This window comes from Thermoactinomyces sp. CICC 10521 (assembly GCF_016055135.1).
Classification (GTDB): Bacteria; Bacillota; Bacilli; order Thermoactinomycetales; family Thermoactinomycetaceae; genus Thermoactinomyces_A; species Thermoactinomyces_A daqus.
Window position 1 is genome coordinate 1 of sequence record NZ_JAECVZ010000020.1, and the last position, 19,632, is coordinate 19,632.

The window sequence follows — 19,632 nt, forward strand, 5'->3', positions numbered from 1 at the left end:
TCTGGATGAATTCGTCCTGAACATAGAAACCTTCCTTCGGAATGTTTTTTTATACCTTTTCAACAAAAAAGGCTGTTGACCTTCTTTGTCAACAACCTCGGGCTACGGAAAACGTAGCCTCTTTTTTGTGAGGAGCGTGATGCAATGCATAACAAACAAATAGCCGCCGCTTTGCTTGAACTGGCCGACCTGCTGGAAATCAGCGGGGAGAATGCCTTCAAGGTGAATGCCTACCGCCGTGCCTCCCGAACGGTGGAAAACTGCCGGTTTCCGATTGCAAAACAATTGGATCGCCTGGAAGAACTGCCGGGGATTGGAAAAGGGACGGCCGGGGTGATTGAGGAACTGGTTGCCGCCGGATCGATCGGCATGCTTGAAGAGCTGAAAAGCACATTGCCGCCAGGTCTTCCGGAACTTCTCAAACTTCCGGGGCTCGGCCCGCGATCGGTTCACACGCTTTATAAGGAACTGGACATTAAAAACATGGACGAATTGAAAGAAGCGGCGGAAAAGCAAAAAATTCGTTCTCTGCCGGGATTCGGCCCTAAAAAGGAGCAGAAGATCCTGGAGGCGATCGCCCAGGTGCAGAACAGGCCGGAACGCCGTTTGCTGCATGAGGCGCTCTTTGTTGCCAGCCATTTGGCCGAACAGCTCAAGGATGAGGAAGAAGTCCTGCAAATGGAACTGGCGGGGAGCCTCCGCCGGAGAAAAGAGACAATCAAGGATATCGATTTTGTCATCGCCACCGTCTCTCCCGTGGAACTGGGGAGGAAAATCGTCCGCTTGCCCGTCGTGACAGAGATCATCGGTCAGGGAGAAACCAAGGTGAGCGTGCGGGTAAATGTGGAGGGAATCGAAATGGGAGCCGATTTCCGGCTGGTGACACCGGCTCAATTTGCCAGCGCCCTTCATCATTTTACCGGTTCCAAAGAACACAATGTCCGCATTCGCCAACGGGCCAAAAAATATGGCCTGAAAGTGAGCGAATACGGGATTTTTAACAGCGAAACGGATGAAACGATGACGTTTGCCGACGAGCGGGAGTTTTTTGCCGCCTTGGATCTGCCCTGGATTGCCCCGGAACTGCGCGAGGACCGGGGCGAGATGGAGCGGGCTGAGCAGGACAATCTGCCCGGGCTGATCCGTCCGGAAGAGATTCGCGGGGATTTGCATATGCACACCCTGTACAGCGACGGAGCCGACAGCATTAAAAACATGGCGTTGGCAGCCAAGGCGAGAGGATACGAGTATATTGCCATCACCGACCATTCAGTATCGCTGAAAGTGGCCGGCGGGCTGTCGGTGGAGGAATTGATGGAACAGTGGGCGGAGATTGAGCGGATCAATGCCGAACTGGAGGGCATCGTGATATTAAAAGGGGTGGAAATGGATATTTTACCGGATGGGCGTCTTGATTATCCTGATGAAATCCTGGCCCGGATGGATTTTGTCATTGCCTCGATCCACAGCCGGTTTAACCAGGACGAGGAAGCAATGACCAAACGCATCATCCAGGCCATGGAAAATCCGTACGTCAACATGATCGCCCATCCGACGGGGCGCCTTCTCCTGCGGCGCGACCCTTATTCCGTGGATGTCGACCGCATTTTTCAGGCGGCAAAGGAGACAGGCACGATTTTGGAACTGAACAGCAACCCGCACCGCCTCGATTTAAACGACGAGCTTATAAAAAAAGCAAAAGAAGAGTACGGACTCACCTTTGCCATTAACACCGATGCCCATTCCACCGCAGAGCTGGGCAATATCGCCTATGGAGTGGCCACCGCCCGGCGGGGTTGGCTGGAACCGAAAGATGTGCTGAACACGTTGCCGTTACATGAACTCTTGCAACGCTTGAAACAAAAGACAGGGAAATCGAAAGCCGAAAATGGGAAGTAGCTGATCATGTCCCGCTTGGGATGACCCCGGTTAAAAAGGGATGGACGATTTAATGTTGTGTTTTCATGGCAGTCTCACATGTCACTGATCATCGGAAACCGTCCACGGGCGTCGTTCCTTATCAAAGGGTTTCCGTATGATTTGCGGGAAAGGTAAGCATAATAACGGAAAATACCAACCTGGAAAGGGTTGTTTTTCCGTATGCGAAACCGAACTTTTATCAAAATCGCGCTCCTTCTTTTGGCGGTCGTTTTGGTGGCGGTTACCGGCATCCACACGGATCTGTGGGCGCAGACGGCCGCCAAGGCAAATCCGGTTCCAGCCTTTGGCTCCGGGATTTTGAAGCAGGGTTCTTCCGGAAAAGATGTACTGGAACTGCAGGGCCGTTTGAAATTGCTGGGCTACTATACGGGCCCGGTGGATGGCGTGTTTGGTTACCGAACCTACCGGGCCGTCCGTCTGTTCCAGTATGCCTTTGGCATGAAAATCGACGGGATCGTCGGCCCCAAAACGAAACTTCGCTTGTGGAAGGCAACCAAGCATTGGACACCGGAGATGACGAAAGAGAAGCCCAAAGGGCCGGTGCTCAAACGCGGGGCGCGCGGCGGGGGAGTCTGGGAACTGCAAGGGCGACTCGGGTTTCTCGGCTTTTATACAGGGAAAATTGACGGTGTTTACGGCAATCGGACTTATCACGCCGTTCGCCTGTTTCAATACCGTTTTGGGATGAAAATCGACGGGATCGCCGGTCCGGAAACGATGGCGAAGCTGCGCAAGGCAACCAGGAACTATGCTCCGAAAAAAGCCAGGAAGGCGTTCACGCTGCCCAAAAGCAGTCACGGATTTAGTAAGAGCGACATCAATCTGTTGGCACGGGCCGTTTACGCCGAAGGCCGGGGCGAGCCTTATGTCGGCCAGGTGGCGATTGCCGCGGTTATTTTAAACCGGGTTGACAGCTCCCAATTTCCCAATACGGTTCCGGGGATTATTTATCAGCCGTTGGCATTTGAGTCAGTGGCTGACGGGCAGATCTGGATGGAACCGGATGAAACCGCACGCAAGGCTGTAATGGATGCGATCAATGGCTGGGATCCCTCGGGCGGAGCTTTGTATTATTTCAACCCTGCTCGTTCCACATCCAAATGGATTTGGAGCCGGCCGATCATCAAGAGAATCGGAAAACATGTCTTCTGCAAATAACCGAATCCTTCCCGCAGGGATTCGGTTTTTCCGTTTGCAGTCGTGCTATAATAGAAAGGGATTTTTTTATTAAAGAGGAGATGTCGGCGTGGAACAATGGACGCTGAATTCGTTGGAATATGATGAAGTAAAAGAGATTGTTAAAAGCCATGCGGCGACGAGCCTCGGCAAGGAAAAAGTCGAGGCGATGGTTCCCTCGGATCAATGGGAAGAAGTGAAGCGCCGTTTGGCGGAGACGCAGGAGGGGATGGATCTTCTCCGTTTAAAAGGGGATATTCCGCTCGGCGGTGTGCGCGACATTCGTGCCAGTTTGCGCCGTGCGGCTCTGGGCGGATTGTTGAATGAAGCGGAGTGCCTGGAGATTGCCAGCACGGTTTCCGCCGGAAGAAAAGTGAAGTCGCTGTTGCGGCAACTGGAAGAGGAAACGGCCGAACTCCCTTTGCTCAGGGAACTGACGGAGAGCATAGAAAGCTTGGATCATTTGGAAAAGGAAATCCTCGCCTGCATTGATGATCAGGGGATGGTGAAGGATCAGGCCAGCCCGGAGTTGCGGAGAATCCGTCAGCAGATGGGGGACGTGCGCGGGCAAATTCAGTCGACGTTAAATAACATGATCCGAAGTGCCCACTATCAGAAAATGATGCAGGAACCGATCATCACTCAGCGCTTTGATCGCTATGTGATTCCGGTGAAGCAGGAGTACCGGGCGCAATTTGGCGGGATTATCCATGATCAATCAGCTTCCGGAGCCACGCTGTTCATTGAGCCGGAAGCGGTGGTGAAATTGAACAACCGCTTGCGTGAACTGGAGTTGTCGGAGCAGAAAGAAGTGGATCGCGTGCTCGGTCTCCTGACAGCCAAGGTGCAGGAAGAGGCTGAGCATCTGCAAGCGAATGTGGCCGCCCTGGCTGAACTTGACTTGATCGCGGCCCGGGCCCGGTTCGGTTATCAGATGAAAGCGGTCTGTCCGCAGCTTTCGACCGATCAGACGTTGCGCCTGAAAAAAGCGCGCCACCCCTTGATTTCGCCGGAAGAGGTCGTTCCGATCGATATTGAGATGGGGAAACGATACCGGTCTGTCATCATTACGGGACCGAACACCGGCGGGAAAACAGTGACGCTGAAAACGGTAGGCTTGTTTGCGCTGATGGTGCAGTCGGGAATTCCGATTCCGGCGGAAGAAGAGAGCACGATGCCCGTCTTCAGCGGAGTATTTGCCGATATCGGAGACGAACAAAGCATTGAGCAAAGCTTGAGCACCTTTTCGGGACACCTGCGGAATATTATCCGCATTTTAAAGCGAATCGATGAGGGAAGTTTGGTCTTATTTGACGAACTGGGAGCAGGGACCGACCCGACCGAAGGGGCTGCACTGGCCATCGCCATTCTGGAGCATGTCATTTCCCGTGGCTCTTTGGTCATTGCCACCACCCATTACAGCGAATTGAAATTGTTTGCCCATACGCATCCGCAAGCAGTCAATGCCAGCGTTGAATTTGATGTGGAGACATTGAGGCCGACTTACCGTCTGCTCGTCGGTGTTCCCGGGCGAAGCAATGCGTTTCTGATCTCAAAACGGCTCGGATTGCCGGAAGAATTGATCCAAGTGGCGAAACAGCATCTTTCCAGCGAAGAAAACCGGCTGGAAGAGATGATCAGCAGCCTCACCGCGGAAAGAAAAGCAGCGGAAGAGGAACGGATCAAAGCCGCGGAGTTGCACCGGGAAGCGGAAGCGCTGTATGAGGATATGCGCCGGCAGCTGGATCAGTGGGAAGAAGAGAAGGCGAAAATCAAGGAGAAAGCGCGCATGGAGGCGCGGGAAATCGTGCGCACGGCCCAGCGCGAAGCAGAAGCGGTGTTGAAAGAGTTGCGCGAATGGGCGAAACAGAAACCGCAAGATATCAAGGAACATCAATTGATTGAATCGAAAAAAAGGCTGGATCAGGCTGTTCCGGACTGGGAGTTGCCCAAAAAAACGAAGAAGGCAGCCGGAAAATCCCGAAAAATCGAGGTCGGTGACGAGGTGACGGTGCTCTCGATCAATCAGACCGGAACAGTGGTGGAAGTGCTGGATAACGATGAATTTCAGGTGCAGATCGGCTTTTTGAAAATGAAAATTCACCGCGACGGCCTCGAGAAGCGGGCGTCAGCCAAACCCGCTCCCGCTGTCAAAATCAAATCAACCGTGAAACGCTCAAGAACCGATGTAAAACCGGAACTTGATTTGCGCGGGAAAATGGTGGAAGAAGCCATCCTGGAAATTGACAGCTATCTGGATAAAGCCCTCCTCGCAGGATATAAACAGGTTTCGCTGATTCACGGGAAAGGGACCGGCGCACTTCGCACCGGCGTACAGGAGTTTTTGCGGAAACATCGCAGTGTGAAAGGATTCCGCCTCGGAGCCCACGGCGAAGGAGGTTCGGGCGTAACCATCGTGGAATTGCGCTGACTACCGGTGAGTAGTGGAGGTTTTCTATGCAATATCTGCCGCGGATTTTAGGAACGATCGCCGTACTGTTTTTTGTGGTCGGACTTGTCTGGTTTCTGCTTTATGCCAGGTGATTTTCGTTTATCATAAAAAAACCAGCCGCCCGGGTTCAAGCGGGGGCTGGTTTTTTTGCGGGCAATTTCTTGGATTAATAATTTACAGCTTTATAAGCATTGATTCTGCCGTAGGTAAAGTAAGTACCCGTGCCGGAGATCCGGTCGGCGGTGTTTTCAATGGCTGCGCGGATTTGCGAATTGCTTCTGCCTTGGGAGGCGAGCAGACCAGCAAGACCAGCCACATGGGGGGTGGCCATCGAAGTGCCGCTCAGGGTTTGATAAGTGCTGCCGAGATAGGTTGAGAAGATGCTGGAGCCGGGAGCGGCAACATCAACCCAGCTGCCGTAGTTGGAGAAATAAGAGAGTCTGTCGGAGGAATCGGTCGATGCTACGGCGATGGCATTGCTGTAGTAAGCCGGGTAGCTCGGAGCAGAAGTGCTTTCATTACCGGCCGCAGCCACGACAACGGCTCCTTTGCTCCAAGCATAGTTCACCGCATTTTGCAAAGTGGAGGTACCGGCAGAACCGCCAAGGCTCAGGCTGATGACTTTTGCTCCTTGATCGGCAGCATATTGGATTCCGTTGGCGACATTGGCCAATGTGCCGCTGCCGTTAGCATCCAGAACACGAACTGCCAGAATGCTCACATTGGGCGCGATACCGGCAATCCCTCTGCTGTTGTTGGTTACAGCGGCGGCAATCCCGGCGCAGTGGGTTCCGTGCCCGTTTTGGTCATAAGGATCAGAATCGTTATTGACAAAGTCATATCCTTTGATCACCTTGCCGCTCAAATCCGGATGGTCGTATTGCACTCCGGTGTCAACGATAGCGATTTTTACGGAGCTGCTGCCTCTGGTGACATCCCAGGCTTGCGGAGCCTGAATTTTTTGCGGGCCCCATTGCTGGCTGCTGAAATAGGTGTCATTCGGAGTCCATTCTGCATGGAAATAGTAGTTTGGTTCTGCATATTGTACATTGGGGTTTGCTTTATATTTTTTGATCATGTCCTGAATGGAGGTATTTTTGTCGAACTTGACAACTTGCCAGCCGTATTTTGATGATTCGACCACTTTTGCTCCAAGCTGGTCACTGAGCGATTCGACGGAAGCGGTATTAACGCCCGGCTTGAATTTGACGATTAACTCCCCGGGAACATAATTTGTCGGATGGGCAGGGCTTGCGAAAATGGACGAAGGAACAATGAGCAGCGCCAACATCAACAAAGCTGCCACTACACTCAAGATGCGTTTCATACGGCACTCTCCTTTTTGATGAATTCAACGCCAATTCCGATCATTCAGACATATAACAGTAAGATACTTTATTCTTATCCGGCAACCCTCCTTTTGCATGATCTATTTATTCATTCTCTTTTCAAATGAAAATTCCTCCCTTATTTCTTAAATAATATAAATATTTCAAACTAAACAAAAATAATTCATCATTATAAATGTAGAATTTTGATCCGAATCCGTATATCATATGAAGAGTGGATTGCCAGTTTATTGATTATTTTCCATTAAGAAGGGAAATTTTCTTGATGGCTGATCCAGCGACCGTCGGTGTTCGTTTTCTGAAATTACAGGATGAGAATAGAAGTTATTACCGGTGAAATCAGCTGTTTTTCATTTTTCATTAGTGTTGCAGGATTTTATGAAGAGGTTTTTGAAAGCGATTGGAATTTGTTTTCTGTCATGCAAGGCGGGCAAAAGTCCGGTGGCAGGGGGATGAAAAAAAGAAGCCTTTCCGGGAAAAAGGCTTCGGCATGCGCTCGTTACTTCCTGTCCTTTTTATGGCTCAGTCATTGCGGATCTATTTTTAATTTTCTCATTTCGTTTTGCAGATGTGTGAGATAAGCCAGTGTATCCCTCTTTCGCTCGGGGGTATACTTCTCAGGATGGGAATTCATTTCATCCAAAAGGCGCTTGGCGCGGTCAAAACTGGCTTCAAGCAAACGATAGTAACTTTTTTTGGCAGGAATGCCGGCCGAAGTGATCGTGCTCATATATATCGCTCCCTGATTCAGACAGTTCTCACATCTAATATCATACCAAACTTGTTAAGTTTAGGGAATCGTGCTGTTAATAAAACATTCACGAATGCCCGCTGCTTTTTCCGGTTTACAAAGCCGGGGGTTGCGTTATAATGGGCAATGATTATTAGAAGAAGAGTGAGGCCCCATGAAGATTGGATATCGTGTGATCAAAACAGTAATCGGGATGCCTTTGGCGATGGGGTTGGCGGAATGGATGGGACTTCAATTTTATGTTTCCGCCGGCATGCTGACCATCCTCTGTATCCAGCCGACCAAGAAGCGTTCGTACCAAACGGCATGGGAACGGCTGGCGGCATGTTTTATCGCCATGGGCTTGTCGTTTGCCATCTTTGAGACCATCGGCTACCATCTGTTCAGTTTGTCTGTTCTCCTGTTTATCCTGATCCCGTTGCTCGTCTTTCTCAACCTGAAGGATGGGATTACCACCAGCATGGTCATCATTTTGCATTTTTTTCTGTTAAAGAATATCGATCTCAAAACAATTTTTAATGAAACCATGCTCCTGATCATCGGGATCGGAACAGCAGTTTTGGTAAATATGCACATGCCCAATGTCGAGAAGGATCTTGAGCGCATCCGCAAAGAGATTGAGCAGAACTTTAAAACGATTTTAAAGGAATTTGCCAGTTATTTGCGTAACGGCAACAGCGACTGGGACGGAAAAGAGATTACCGAAACATCCGATATGCTCAAACAAGCGAAAGAATTGGCCTTGAAGGATATTGAAAATCGCCTGAACGATGCTAACTACAGTTATTACCGTTACTTTGAAATGCGCGGAAAGCAATTTGAGATTTTGGAGCGGATCGCGCCTACGGTTTCTTCCTTAAACACCTGCTGTGTCCAGGGGTATATCATCGCCCATTTCCTCGATAAACTCTCCGATGCAGTGCACCCGGGGAATACGGCGCATCTCTTTTTGGAAGAGCTTGAACAGATGCGCGCGGAATTTAAAAAGTCCCCTTTGCCCGTCACCCGGGAAGAATTTGAAACGCGCGCTGCTTTGTTGCACTTTCTCAATGAGATGCGACGCTATTTGCTCATCAAGCGGGATCTGCACAAGGAAGCATTAAAACCTTCAGGACGGAAAGGGAAGCCTTTTATGCTGCGGAAACTGTTGCCTCGATGGCTCAAGAGCGGATGAACCAAGCGGGAGCGGAAAAATGCTCCTGCTTTTTTATATAAAAACGGTGGACGCATACGGGTCCGAATAATAAAATATTTTTGAATATGATTAAATTGGGGGATGAATGATTGGTTAAATCGAAAAAGCTTCGCTTGTGGGCGATGGTCGCGTTTCTGTCGGTGTTCATGTTGAGCATTCCGCTGGCGATGGCTGAACCCGGGCATCAACCGGAAATGTTAACCGTTTCGGTTGCCAAACAAATTGCTGATCAATATTTAAAAGAACACGCAAGTTCGTATCATCTGAAGTCAGATTTATCCGAATTGAAATATTCAACCACGATTACAACCCCTTTGGCGGATTATGTCAGATACCAACAGGTCATCGGCAACCATCCTGTGTTTACGAACCAGGTGGTCGTGACGGTCAGCCGGGCGGGCAAAGTGCAACTGGTCGTATCCGATTTTAAACCGGCGCGGGAAGTGCAAAAAATCCCGTCCAAGCAAATTTCCCAGGAAGAAAGAACAGACCGGGCGTTTGAACAGATCGGTGCCAAAGATAAAGAAACCTGGGGACCGACGAAACAAGAATTCGGCTATCTCGTGCAAGACGGACAGGCGATTCCGGTTTACCGCGTCGTCGTCCATTCCGTCAACCCGTTTGGAGCATGGGAGACCTATTTGCGAGCCGGCGACGGCAAGCTGTTGGCAAAAAGGGATTTGAACCGGCATGCCATCGGCTCCGGCAAAGTTTTTCTGCCCAACCCGGTAGAGACAGCGCGGTCCGTTTCCGGTCTTTCTGATCGGAACGATGCCGACTCCCCGGCGCTGGATGCACAATTGAAACCCGTGATTCTCCAGGGGCTGGACGGATCCGGCAACTTAAAAGGCCAGTTTGTGAACATTCAATCGCGATCAAAAACATTTTCTCAAACTCTTACCTTTAATTATACCCGGAATCAAAACAGCTTTGAGGATGTGATGGCTTACTACCATCTGGATACGATAATCCGGTATATTCACGGGCTTGGCTTTACCAATGTGATGAACGGAACGATCACGGCCAATGTGGATACCTATAAAGAGGATAATTCCTTTTATTCGCCGACGAAAAAAGATCTTACCTTTGGCACCGGTGGCGTGGATGACGCAGAGGATGCCGGTGTGATTGTTCATGAGTTGGGTCATGCGATCCAAGACAATCAGGTTCCCGGCTTTGGAAACAGCGAAGAAGGAGGAGCGATGGGCGAAGGTTTTGGCGATTACATGGGAGCCACCTACGAGGATGCCCTGACGCAGGATGATTTCGGAAAGGCCTGTGTGGCGGAGTGGGATTCGACCGCGTATTCCTCGGGCAACCCGCCTTGCTTGCGCCGTCTCGATACCAACAAAGTATATCCGGACGATCTGCAGGGAGAGGTTCATGCCGACGGGGAAATTTGGTCCCAGGGGTTGTATGAGATGGCTCAGGCATTTGGGCGGGATGTGGCCACCAAGATCATTTTGCAATCGCATTGGTCATTAACGCCAAACGCGACTTTCCACGATGGTGCAAAAGCGATCAAACAAGCGGATGTGATCTTGTTCGGAGGGATGCACGGGGCGAAAATTGACCAAATCTGGGCGGCGCGAGGAATCTCCACTCAATAGGATGGAAATCTATTTGCGTGAACGAAAATTGATCTGGATTTCCTTTATGGATGACCTGAGGGGAAGGGATGGGACGGGAGAGACGGAAGCATCTGTGTCATTCTCTGCTTCATTCTCCGGTTCTTCATTTTCAAACAGATGGCCCATAAACAGCCATTCCGGATGAATCATTCCCATGGCAACGGGCAAATAGCGGGTCCAATATGTTTTTTCGTCCGGCTTGCTCATGGGAATCCCTCCTTCGGCTCTTACCATAAGATATGCGGTTGAACGCTTGAATTATGAGAAGAGGAAAAAAATGGGCGACCCTTTGGCGGGCCGCCTTTTTAATCGTTTTTGTCGAAGCGAAGCCATTTGGGATAGTGATTTTTTAACAGCCCTCCGGACACTTTTCCCCAACCCAGCGGGAAATGGTCGACTGTGACGAGCGTCCATCCCTTGCTTTGAGCGGAGGGAAGGGTTTCACCTTGAAGGTAGCGCAGCAAGTCGGGGTCATCGACGGTGAAGTTGCATTGCCTTTTCACCATCTGCGGATCCAGCGACAGAGCCAAGGCGTGAGAAGGAACAAAGTGATTCTTTTTGGCCTGTCCCAGGTAGCGCCCAGGGCGTTCCACCCGGAGTCCTTTCAGCGAAGGGATGTCAACAGGAACGTAATATAAGTGTTCACCGTACAGGGTGAAAGTGCCATTTGACAAAAAGTTTGTATCCGTCAACGTTTCACTGGCGAACCGTTCCCACAGCTTTCGGGCTTGTGCATGGACGGGAGGCCATTTGCCGGGGCGTTTTTTACTTCCTTCCGCTGTTGTCTCTTTTTGCAATACAGCGACAAAATGCCCTTCTCCACGAAGGTGATGCGGCCAGAGGCGGGCGGCTTTGACCAGTTTATTGTCTGCCTCCCTGATCCAATCGGGCCTGCCGGAACGATAATATTGCCGCTGTGGAACCGGAATCAGTTTAAAATCAGGATGAAGCTGGAGAAACCGCCAAATCAGCTCTTCATTTTCACGGGGGTTAAATGTGCATGTCGAATAGACAAGACGTCCCCCGGGGCGAAGCATCGGTGCGGCCGCCTCAAGAATTTCCAGTTGCAGGTCGGCGCACTTTTCCGTCGCCCGAATGCTCCAGCGCTCACATGCATCGGCGTCCTTGCGGAACATTCCTTCACCGGAACAGGGGGCATCGACCAAAATCCGGTCGAAATAACCGGAAAATCGCTCCGATAAATGGCCGGGATTCTCATTCAGCACGACCGCATTGGTCACACCGCAGCGCTCCAGATTTTCCACCAGCGCCTTAATTCGTTTTGCGTCTATTTCATTGGCGACGAGGATCCCTTTCCCTTTCATTTTGGCGGCAATCTGTGTTGTCTTGCCTCCTGGAGCGGCACAAAGATCCAAAATGTTTTCCCCGGGCTGGGGTTCAAGGGCTTCTGCCGGTGCCATTGCGCTGGCATCCTGGATATAATAAAGACCTGCAGCATGATAGACGTGTTTGCCCGGCCGGTCAAGCTCGTGATTGTAATAAAATCCTTCCGGGCACCAGGGAACGGATTCAAGATGGAAAGGCACCCGTACTTTCAGTTGCTCCGGAGATGTTTTCAAGATGTTGACACGCAAGCTGCGGGTAGGCGGCTCTTCATAGGTATGGTAAAAAGATGGGTATTCCTCTTGTAACAGTTGTTTCATTTGTTCCAGATAATCAACAGGGAGTGAAACCATTGTTGTCCTCCTTTGGGCAGTACCCAAAAATGGTCGGGAACATTTCGCATTCAAGCTTGTGCCATTATACCACAAATGGATTCCAAACATTAGTGGCGGGAGGGAAGCCGAAATGGATATTCCAAAATTTCCGGAACTGCCTCCTTTGACGCAGGAGCAGATGGAGGAAATCACGAAATTGACATTTCTGCATCGTGACCGCTTTGACTATGAAAAACCGTTTGATTTGCTTTTTGTCTTCGGCGGTTCCTATCCGATGATCTGGGAGACGGCGAAGAAGGCTTACGATCAGGGGTTGGCACCGTTGATTCTAGTGACGGGAGGATATAAGGAGGGAGCGACCAGACACGAAAGCTGGACTTACGGCAAAACTCCCGAATCCCGCGTGATCAGGCAGAAGTTAATGGAGCTCGGGGTACCGGGCGAATGCATTTTCATCGAGGACCGGTCGGCCAATTCCTTGGAAAACGTGCTGTTTGCCAAGGAGATATTCGATTTTACCCGAATCCGGCGGCTTCTGTTTGTGTGCAAGGCTTATGCTGCCGGACGGCAATGGCGGACCCTGCGTCGGCATCTGCCCGGCGATCTGTATTGCGCCCCGTATCCGGCTTATACTTCGATCAATCAGGAGGCTGTGACTGAAACGGGTTGGATGAACCGGCCTGATCACCGGCAGATCGTCTATGGAGAGTATTTGCGGATTTTGTACTATGGCCGAAAAGGGGATATTATCCCGGTTGAGCAATCCATTCCGGGATTGCCTCTTCCCGGTGAGGACGGGAGGGGAGAACAGAAGAAGGATTGGCCTTGACAGTGTCAAGTTTCCAACCCTTCTTGTTCGCGAAGACGGAGTTCGGATTGCAACTCGTCGAGCAGGGCAACATATTTTTCTGTATTCCCCATCTTCTTCCAACATTCTGACAGGTTGAGCAGTGATTTTTCCTTTTGCCGGGAGAAATTATATTGTGTGCTTATTTCCAGAGCCTCTTCATAGGGGGTGATCGCCTTGGCATATTCGTCTGTTTCCAGATAATAATCGCCCAGTGCCATTAACGATTCGCAGAAGCGGTGTGCATCATTATATTTTCTTCCCCTGTTCACTGCCATATTCAAACAGTTGAACGATTGTTCCCATTCTCCCCTTTTTCCGTACAGTTTGCCCAGTTGGGTCAAGGTGGAGACGAGAACATATTTCTTATCCTTCAATTTATTCTCCAACCGGAGCGCCAGTTGATAACAGTTTTCCGCCGTTTGCAGATCACCGGCATTCTGCAGGATATTGCCCCATACTGTCAACAGGCGGACCGCTTGTTCATGCGTTCCGTTTGCCCTGGCGATGTATAAGCCTTCTTTGGCAAAGGTGAGGGCGGTTTGAAATTTTTTCTTCTGGTTTAACAATGTCGCTTTCAGTTCATACATATTGAGTTTGACATCCAGGCGATTTATATTTTGGATCGAGGCCCATAGTTCATCGAGGGTTTGCAAAGCTTCATCCGTGCGGTACAATTTTTCCAGATAGGAAACTTTTCCAATTAATAATTCATATTGCAATTCTTGGCGGTCTCCGCTCTTGATGAACACGTTCAGCCCTTTATTAACAAAATCGAGTGCTTTATTCAGGTTATTATCCCGCAAATAGTAGATTCGCCCCAGTTCGTTGAAACAGGCAGCTTTAATATTATTTTCGTTCATGGTGCCTTTCCCGGAATCAATCAATTCGATTGCTTGGTTTATATATTTTTCTGCTGCTTTTAAGTTATTTTTCTTCATGTAACATAAACCTTTTAAGTAAAGGATAATATCCATAAACTGCCCCTTGCTCTCTTGTTGCAACATGCGCAACCGTTCCAGGGCACCGTCGCAATCGAGATTGATGCAGGTTTCGATCAGAAACAACAGGTTTTCGATCTGGCTTCGGTTTTCCCGTTCTTTATTGATGAGTGAAGGAAGATCCTCAATATCAAACCCGAGTTTTTGGCAGTAGTAAATGCGATTTTGCGGTTTGACTGTTGGAACACCGCGTTCAATGCTGCTGATGGTGGCGAAGGAGATGCGATGATCTTCCAAGTCCTTGAGACGGAACCCTTTTTCCTTTCGGATTCTTCGGAGAGCTTCGCCCAAGGCTTTCAAATCTTGTGCATTCACTTAAAATCACCTCTCCGCTTTTATCATATTGGTTCCTGTTTCGTTTGTCTATATTTTAGACGAAAAAGAGGTTCAAATTTGATGTTTTTAAAAAAAATGAATTTAAAAATCCGTATTTAATCAGATTGCACAGGTATGAACGGTAAGATTTAAAAAAAGAGAGGGAGGTTTAAGACAATGATTCGATCGGAAGAAACAGGAAACGATGAAATTGCAAGAAGAGATTTAATATTTTTCCGCTTGCAGTATCTAAAAAGGAAGGCATTGCAGGGAGAAAATGAAAAGGGGAGGATTATCGCAGATTGGCCTTCATTAATGAAAAGGAAGAGGGATAACGGCATCGGCAGTTTCCCATGCTTCCTTTTTACGGCCAAACGCTGATCATCCTCCCGGGGGAAATGTTACGGGGATTGGTTAATAGTTAACCCAGCCCATGCCCAGGCCGGTTGTCCGTTTTACCATGATCCGGTATTTTCCTGCCTTGAGTTTGGGATAAAAGTTGTAGCCGACAAAATCACTCCCGCCTGGATTTGGCGGTTCTGTGGCCAGCTTGTGATGGGTGCGCACCAAGTTTCCGTGCTCATCATAAATGTCAAAAATGACTTCGGCCACTCCCTCTTTGTTGAAAAAGAGTTTTCCGGTGATGTTGTCGTCTTTACCGTCAAAATCGAAATATTTTCCTCCGTTGATCCATCCGCTGGTACCCTCAAACTGAATCTCGTCACTGTGCGGATTTACATACTCTGCCGCAGCATGTGCATCAGAGATTGAACCAAAAGTCAGAGTCAAAGATAAACCGGCGGCTGCCAAACAGAAACCGCAACGTTTCAACCAAGTTGTTTTCACTTCCATTCACTCCTGCCATTGATGAGTGCTTCTCTATTATTATATGAGAGCCCGTTTCAAGAAAAAAGGGAAAAGGACTCTTCCATTTGTCTCCTTTTTCGTGATAGCGGATGCCTGGTCAGAGGAGGCGGATTTCTTCGGTTTCATGTCAAGTCATGATAGGGATGCCCGCTGCCCGATCACCTGCTCCGCGGCGCTTTTTCCGGCGACATATCCCGTGCAGGTGGCAGCTGTGATGTTATAACCGCCGGTATAGCCATGAATGTCCAGAATTTCGCCGCAAAAATATAAGCCTTGCATTTTTTTGGATTGCATCGTTTTGGGATCAATTTCTTTTACATGGACGCCGCCCCCGGTGACAAATGCTTTTTCCAGGGACAATGTTCCGTTGATGGCCAGGGTAAAATGCCGGGCTGTCTGGCAGAGTTTTTCCAGCTGTTCACGGGAGAGATGGGAGCAGGTCAAGTCCCCGGAAATCTCCGCCCGCTCGGTGAGCACAGGGATCATCCGGTCGGGAAGAAAGGGTTTCAGGGCGTTGCGCACGGTTTTTTTGGGCTGTTTTCGGCAAACTTTTCCCCACTCTTGTTCCAGTTGATCAGGTCTGACATCCGGAAAAAGATTGATTGCCAAAGGGATGGAAGGCGTTCCGAATTTCTTCAGTGCTTTCACGACAAACTGGCTGCAGCGAAGCGCGGCGGGACCGGAGAGCCCGAAATGGGTGAAGAGGACATCACCGCGATGTTCGACCAGTTTTTTTCCCTTTGGGTTGTAGACGGTTAACACTACATCGCGAAGGGACAAGCCCTGCAATATTTTGTTTTTAATCAGGGGTTCCGCGGACGTAAGCGGGACTTCAGTGGGAAAAAGTTCGGTAATCGTGTGGCCCGCTTCGGTTGCCCACGCATATCCGTCACCGGTCGAACCGGTATGGGAGGCGGCTTTCCCGCCTGTCGCCACGATGACGGCAGGGGCAAAAAAAGATTGCCCGTTCCGGCATTCAACGCCTTTTACTTTCCCCCCTTCATAAAGGATGCGCTTGACCGGCAGATTGACGCGAATTTCCGTGCCGACGGCTTTCACTTTTTTGATAAAAGCCTGGACTACCGATTTGGCGCTGTCTGTGACCGGAAACATCCGCCCGTTATCCTCCTCTTTCAGACTGACCCCCAAATCTTCAAAAAAGCGGATGATGTCACGGTTGTTAAAAATGGAAAAGACGCTGTACAAAAAGCGCCCGTTTCCGGGAATATTCCGGATCAGTTCATCAATTTCTTTATTGTTTGTCACATTGCACCGACCGCCACCGGAAATGGCCAGCTTTTTACCCAGTTTTTCGCCTTTATCCAACAGCAGGACCCTGGCCCCGTGCATTCCAGCCGAGGCGCTTGCCATCAAACCGGCGGGGCCGCCGCCAATGACAATAACATCGTAGTTCATATCATAGCTCCTTTTAATTCAGCTTAAGGTATGGATTAGAAAGTTGGAACGAAGCAGGTGCCCCTGTCAAAAATCGCTTCCTTGGAAGTTGCCATCTGCTGAGTTCATTTCGTTGTTTCGGCTACAGGATTCAGTTTAACACAGAACGAGGCAACGCTATGCGAAACTTCCTGGTTATGAGAGACTTCGGATTCCCGCGCCGGTTTGGCATTTGCCTTGCGATCGTCATTTCAGACGCCTTTGCTCCTGTCGGATGCTTGCCTGGTCAGAACGGAGACAGACGCTTCTGAGGTTGGAATTTGTAAATCTGACCGTATGTGAAGAAAGAGGAGTCCGATCTTTTCGTGCCAGGAATGGAGATCGTTTTTTAACTCTTCTGACATCTCATTTGTTTGTGCGGAGGCAGGATCGTGCAGTTTCAGATCAATGGAGTACAACAACTGCCGGATGTCCAGGACATCTTGGAGGATCTGGTCAGGCAGAAGCCAGAGGTGATCATGAATGAACCGTTCCCATTTCAGGCTGTTCATGAGGATATCTTTTGCATGCCTGTTTTGGTTGGATTCGTTGATGATCCGGGTGTTAAAGTAGAGACCGATGACAAAGGTTAAAGCGGTGACAATCGCGGAAATGACCGAAGCAATCACTTCTCCATCCGGCTTGATTAAAAGTAATGAAATGATTAACAAAGAGATCGTGGCAATTCTTTCGATATGGGAATGGAACTGAGGAAAGCGCTGCCCAAACAGGCTGAAATAGACCAAAGCACAGCCGATCAAGCCCAAAATTAACATATCATAACTCAGTTTTTGCAATACTTCAGGGTCATGACTGACGAGAAATAAGATGGCAGCGATGCATACAGCCATAATCATAATGAGATATCCCAGCCATTTTAAAATTTTGAAATACATCTCTTTCCCCCGTTTTCTTAAAAATTGGTTTCAGATCGGCGCGTGGTGCACTCGCTCCCTGATCAATGCTTAAGTTTTCATTCCGGGATTGAGCCGGCATTCTTGATCGTGTCCCGGCATTTCAAGCATATCATTGGATGGATTGCAAACATATAGTGGTGAAGACGGAATATCGCATGCAAATCCCTTTTTCATTTTCGGCAGAACATAAAATTGAGGTTTAAAAAAGCGGGAAAATTAGATAAAATAATTTTGAGTGATCATAAAATATATTCTAAATAGTTATACCCCATTCTTGAATGACTGTTCAGTCAGCAAAGGAGGGCGTTCTCATGGCTGGGACAGAAAGAATTTGGCTCAAGCATTATCCTCCAGAGGTGCCGGCTAAACTGAATTATCCCGATATCCCCATTACCCGCTTCTTAATTGACGCGGCTAAGGATTTTCCTGATCGCGATGCAGTTATTTTTTTGGGAAAACGCCTCACTTTCAGTCAGCTGCTCGACCAGGTATACCGCTTTGCAAATGCCTTGAAATCATTGGGGGTTAAAAGAGGAGAGCGGGTCGGCATCATGCTTCCCAATTCACCCCAGGCGATTATCGCCTATTATGCGACGCTTTTTTTGGGAGCAGTCGTCGTCCAGATCAACCCGCTCTATATGCGAAAAGAGTTGGAGCATCAATTAAAGGATTCTGGGACCGAAACGATTGTTTGTCTTGATGCCGTCCTGCCGAAGGTCAGGGAAGTAGAACCGGTCACTGAACTGAAAAGAATCATTGTGACCGGGATCAAAGATTATCTTCCGTTCCCGAAAAATTGGCTGTTTGCGTTAAAATCAAAAATAGATGGGACATCGGTCAAGGTGGAATACAACGATCACGTTCATTCTTTTGTCAGGCTGCTAAAGAAAGCGCTTCCCAAGCCGGTTGATGCCGTGTACGAGTCGGGGGACGACCTGGCCCTGTTGCAATATACCGGCGGAACGACGGGCTTGGCCAAAGGCGCCATGCTGACCCATCGCAATTTGGTCGTCAATTGTTTACAGGCGGAAGCATGGCTGTACAAAGCGAAAAGGGGAAAGGACAAGATCCTGGGCGCTTTGCCGTTCTTTCATGTCTATGGCATGACGGTGGTGATGAATTTTGCAATTCGGCTGGCATCCACCATTATTTTGGTGCCCAAGTTTGACAGAGATTTGATTTTGCAATTAATTAACAAATACCGACCTACATATTTTCCCGGGGCACCAACCATGTATGTGGGGCTGATCAATCATCCCTCAATTGATCAGTACGATCTGTCGTCGATCGAGGCATGTCTCAGCGGGTCTGCCCCACTGCCGGTCGAAGTGCAGGAACAGTTTGAAAAGCTGACCGGAGGAAGGCTGCTGGAAGGTTACGGAATGACGGAAACTTCACCTGTGACCCATTCCAATCTCGTCTGGGAACGCGTGAAAAATTCGACGATCGGGTTGCCATGGCCGGATACGGATGCGCGCATTGTAGATCCCGAGACTGGCGAGGTGCTGCAGCCCGGAGAAGTGGGAGAGTTGCAAGTGAAAGGGCCTCAGGTGATGAAAGGATATTGGAACCGGCCGGAAGAGACAAAGCAAGTATTGAAAGACGGCTGGTTAAGCACGGGAGATATCGGGCGCATGGATGAAGACGGCTACTTTTATATTATCGACCGGAAGAAGGATACGATCATTGCCGGCGGCTTCAATATCTATCCGCGCGAAGTGGAGGAAATCCTGTTTGAGCATCCGGCGATTGAAGAGGCGTCGGTTGTCGGTGTGCCCGACCCGTATCGGGGGGAGACGGTGAAAGCTTTCATCGTGCTGAAAAAAGGACAGCAGGTGACGGAAGATGAGCTGAACCAGTTTTGCCGGGCCCGACTTGCCAGTTACAAGGTTCCGCGTTTGTATGAATTCCGCGATGAACTGCCCAAATCTTCCGTTGGCAAAGTATTGCGCCGCGTTTTGGTTGAAGAGGAAAAAGTGAAGTTGCAACAAAAAGAGCAGTAATTCCAGAAAATGCCGGAAGGAAAAGTCAAATAATACGTTTAATTATAACCTGTAAAATGTGTATAAATGCATTG

General features: G+C 49.3%; 16 protein-coding genes and 1 pseudogene. 9 read left to right on the forward strand and 8 right to left on the reverse strand.

All coding sequences use genetic code 11. The annotated features are described in order from the left end of the window. Positions 1–144: 144 nt before the first annotated feature. The 4 genes and pseudogenes from polX (at position 145) to I8U17_RS13020 (ending at position 5,548) form a co-directional block, all read left to right on the forward strand. On the forward strand, positions 145–1,899 hold the full coding sequence (gene polX / locus I8U17_RS13010; protein WP_033102092.1) for a DNA polymerase/3'-5' exonuclease PolX: 1,755 nt from the start codon (positions 145–147) through the stop codon (positions 1,897–1,899). A 201-nt stretch (positions 1,900–2,100) separates the two neighbouring features. Beyond that, a pseudogene (locus tag I8U17_RS18380) lies at positions 2,101–2,355 on the forward strand (peptidoglycan-binding domain-containing protein); the annotation flags it as partial. A 99-nt stretch (positions 2,356–2,454) separates the two neighbouring features. Further along, positions 2,455–3,099 carry a spore cortex-lytic enzyme gene (gene sleB, locus I8U17_RS13015; protein ID WP_370589258.1) on the forward strand — a complete coding sequence of 215 codons (645 nt, stop codon included), beginning with the start codon at positions 2,455–2,457 and terminating at the stop codon, positions 3,097–3,099. An 88-nt stretch (positions 3,100–3,187) separates the two neighbouring features. Then, the gene (locus I8U17_RS13020) at positions 3,188–5,548 is read left to right on the forward strand and encodes an endonuclease MutS2 (protein ID WP_198059516.1); all 2,361 of its coding nucleotides are present in this window, start codon (positions 3,188–3,190) and stop codon (positions 5,546–5,548) included. Positions 5,549–5,735: 187 nt separating this feature from the next. Here the strand turns inward: I8U17_RS13020 and I8U17_RS13025 are convergent, their stop codons facing one another. Together I8U17_RS13025 and I8U17_RS13030 are read right to left on the reverse strand one after the other, a co-directional pair. Then, positions 5,736–6,860, reverse strand: coding sequence for a S8 family peptidase (locus I8U17_RS13025; RefSeq protein WP_370589259.1), 1,125 nt, complete (start codon positions 6,858–6,860; stop codon positions 5,736–5,738). A gap of 584 nt (positions 6,861–7,444) precedes the next feature. After that, positions 7,445–7,648, reverse strand: coding sequence for a hypothetical protein (locus tag I8U17_RS13030; protein ID WP_033102095.1), 204 nt, complete (start codon positions 7,646–7,648; stop codon positions 7,445–7,447). 175 nt (positions 7,649–7,823) lie between these two features. Here I8U17_RS13030 and I8U17_RS13035 point away from each other — a divergent pair, with 175 nt between their 5' ends. Together I8U17_RS13035 and I8U17_RS13040 are read left to right on the forward strand one after the other, a co-directional pair. Next, positions 7,824–8,843: an aromatic acid exporter family protein gene (locus I8U17_RS13035; RefSeq protein ID WP_081943988.1), complete on the forward strand. Its 1,020-nt coding sequence runs from the start codon at positions 7,824–7,826 to the stop codon at positions 8,841–8,843. 143 nt (positions 8,844–8,986) lie between these two features. Further along, a complete protein-coding gene (locus I8U17_RS13040; RefSeq protein ID WP_198059530.1) occupies positions 8,987–10,474 on the forward strand; it encodes a M36 family metallopeptidase in 1,488 nt (495 codons plus the stop codon). Positions 10,475–10,483: 9 nt separating this feature from the next. Here I8U17_RS13040 and I8U17_RS13045 read toward each other — a convergent pair whose 3' ends face one another. Then, the gene (locus tag I8U17_RS13045) at positions 10,484–10,702 is read right to left on the reverse strand and encodes a hypothetical protein (RefSeq protein ID WP_033102096.1); all 219 of its coding nucleotides are present in this window, start codon (positions 10,700–10,702) and stop codon (positions 10,484–10,486) included. A gap of 98 nt (positions 10,703–10,800) precedes the next feature. Further along, positions 10,801–12,192 (reverse strand): RsmF rRNA methyltransferase first C-terminal domain-containing protein, encoded by a 1,392-nt coding sequence (locus tag I8U17_RS13050; RefSeq protein ID WP_033102097.1) that lies wholly within the window; start codon positions 12,190–12,192, stop codon positions 10,801–10,803. Between the two features lie 112 nt (positions 12,193–12,304). On the opposite strand from I8U17_RS13050, the gene I8U17_RS13055 reads away from it, so the two are divergent. Further along, positions 12,305–13,003, forward strand: coding sequence for a YdcF family protein (locus tag I8U17_RS13055; protein WP_198055382.1), 699 nt, complete (start codon positions 12,305–12,307; stop codon positions 13,001–13,003). Between the two features lie 5 nt (positions 13,004–13,008). Here the strand turns inward: I8U17_RS13055 and I8U17_RS18605 are convergent, their stop codons facing one another. After that, a complete protein-coding gene (locus I8U17_RS18605; RefSeq protein ID WP_198059517.1) occupies positions 13,009–14,337 on the reverse strand; it encodes a helix-turn-helix domain-containing protein in 1,329 nt (442 codons plus the stop codon). A gap of 177 nt (positions 14,338–14,514) precedes the next feature. Here I8U17_RS18605 and I8U17_RS13065 point away from each other — a divergent pair, with 177 nt between their 5' ends. Then, positions 14,515–14,718 carry a hypothetical protein gene (locus tag I8U17_RS13065; protein WP_198059518.1) on the forward strand — a complete coding sequence of 68 codons (204 nt, stop codon included), beginning with the start codon at positions 14,515–14,517 and terminating at the stop codon, positions 14,716–14,718. Positions 14,719–14,751: 33 nt separating this feature from the next. Here I8U17_RS13065 and I8U17_RS13070 read toward each other — a convergent pair whose 3' ends face one another. From I8U17_RS13070 to I8U17_RS13080, 3 genes are all read right to left on the reverse strand, one after another. Next, on the reverse strand, positions 14,752–15,183 hold the full coding sequence (locus tag I8U17_RS13070; RefSeq protein WP_198059519.1) for a hypothetical protein: 432 nt from the start codon (positions 15,181–15,183) through the stop codon (positions 14,752–14,754). Positions 15,184–15,336: 153 nt separating this feature from the next. After that, the gene (locus I8U17_RS13075) at positions 15,337–16,620 is read right to left on the reverse strand and encodes a BaiN/RdsA family NAD(P)/FAD-dependent oxidoreductase (protein ID WP_033102101.1); all 1,284 of its coding nucleotides are present in this window, start codon (positions 16,618–16,620) and stop codon (positions 15,337–15,339) included. 230 nt (positions 16,621–16,850) lie between these two features. Beyond that, positions 16,851–17,534 (reverse strand): hypothetical protein, encoded by a 684-nt coding sequence (locus I8U17_RS13080; protein ID WP_198059520.1) that lies wholly within the window; start codon positions 17,532–17,534, stop codon positions 16,851–16,853. Between the two features lie 332 nt (positions 17,535–17,866). Between I8U17_RS13080 and I8U17_RS13085 the strand changes: the two genes are divergently transcribed. Next, entirely contained in the window at positions 17,867–19,558 is a 1,692-nt protein-coding gene (locus I8U17_RS13085) for an AMP-binding protein (RefSeq protein WP_198059521.1), read from the forward strand. Positions 19,559–19,632: the final 74 nt, after the last annotated feature.

Coding starts and splice junctions, on each gene's coding strand:
- polX (WP_033102092.1), top strand. CDS start 145: ATGCATAACAAACAAATAGCCGCCGCTTTGCTTGAACTGGCCGACCTG.
- sleB (WP_370589258.1), top strand. CDS start 2,455: ATGACGAAAGAGAAGCCCAAAGGGCCGGTGCTCAAACGCGGGGCGCGC.
- I8U17_RS13025 (WP_370589259.1), bottom strand. CDS start 6,860: ATGTTGGCGCTGCTCATTGTTCCTTCGTCCATTTTCGCAAGCCCTGCC.
- I8U17_RS13030 (WP_033102095.1), bottom strand. CDS start 7,648: ATGAGCACGATCACTTCGGCCGGCATTCCTGCCAAAAAAAGTTACTAT.
- I8U17_RS13035 (WP_081943988.1), top strand. CDS start 7,824: ATGAAGATTGGATATCGTGTGATCAAAACAGTAATCGGGATGCCTTTG.
- I8U17_RS13040 (WP_198059530.1), top strand. CDS start 8,987: ATGGTCGCGTTTCTGTCGGTGTTCATGTTGAGCATTCCGCTGGCGATG.
- I8U17_RS13045 (WP_033102096.1), bottom strand. CDS start 10,702: ATGAGCAAGCCGGACGAAAAAACATATTGGACCCGCTATTTGCCCGTT.
- I8U17_RS13050 (WP_033102097.1), bottom strand. CDS start 12,192: ATGGTTTCACTCCCTGTTGATTATCTGGAACAAATGAAACAACTGTTA.
- I8U17_RS13055 (WP_198055382.1), top strand. CDS start 12,305: ATGGATATTCCAAAATTTCCGGAACTGCCTCCTTTGACGCAGGAGCAG.
- I8U17_RS13065 (WP_198059518.1), top strand. CDS start 14,515: ATGATTCGATCGGAAGAAACAGGAAACGATGAAATTGCAAGAAGAGAT.
- I8U17_RS13075 (WP_033102101.1), bottom strand. CDS start 16,620: ATGAACTACGATGTTATTGTCATTGGCGGCGGCCCCGCCGGTTTGATG.
- I8U17_RS13080 (WP_198059520.1), bottom strand. CDS start 17,534: ATGTATTTCAAAATTTTAAAATGGCTGGGATATCTCATTATGATTATG.
- I8U17_RS13085 (WP_198059521.1), top strand. CDS start 17,867: ATGGCTGGGACAGAAAGAATTTGGCTCAAGCATTATCCTCCAGAGGTG.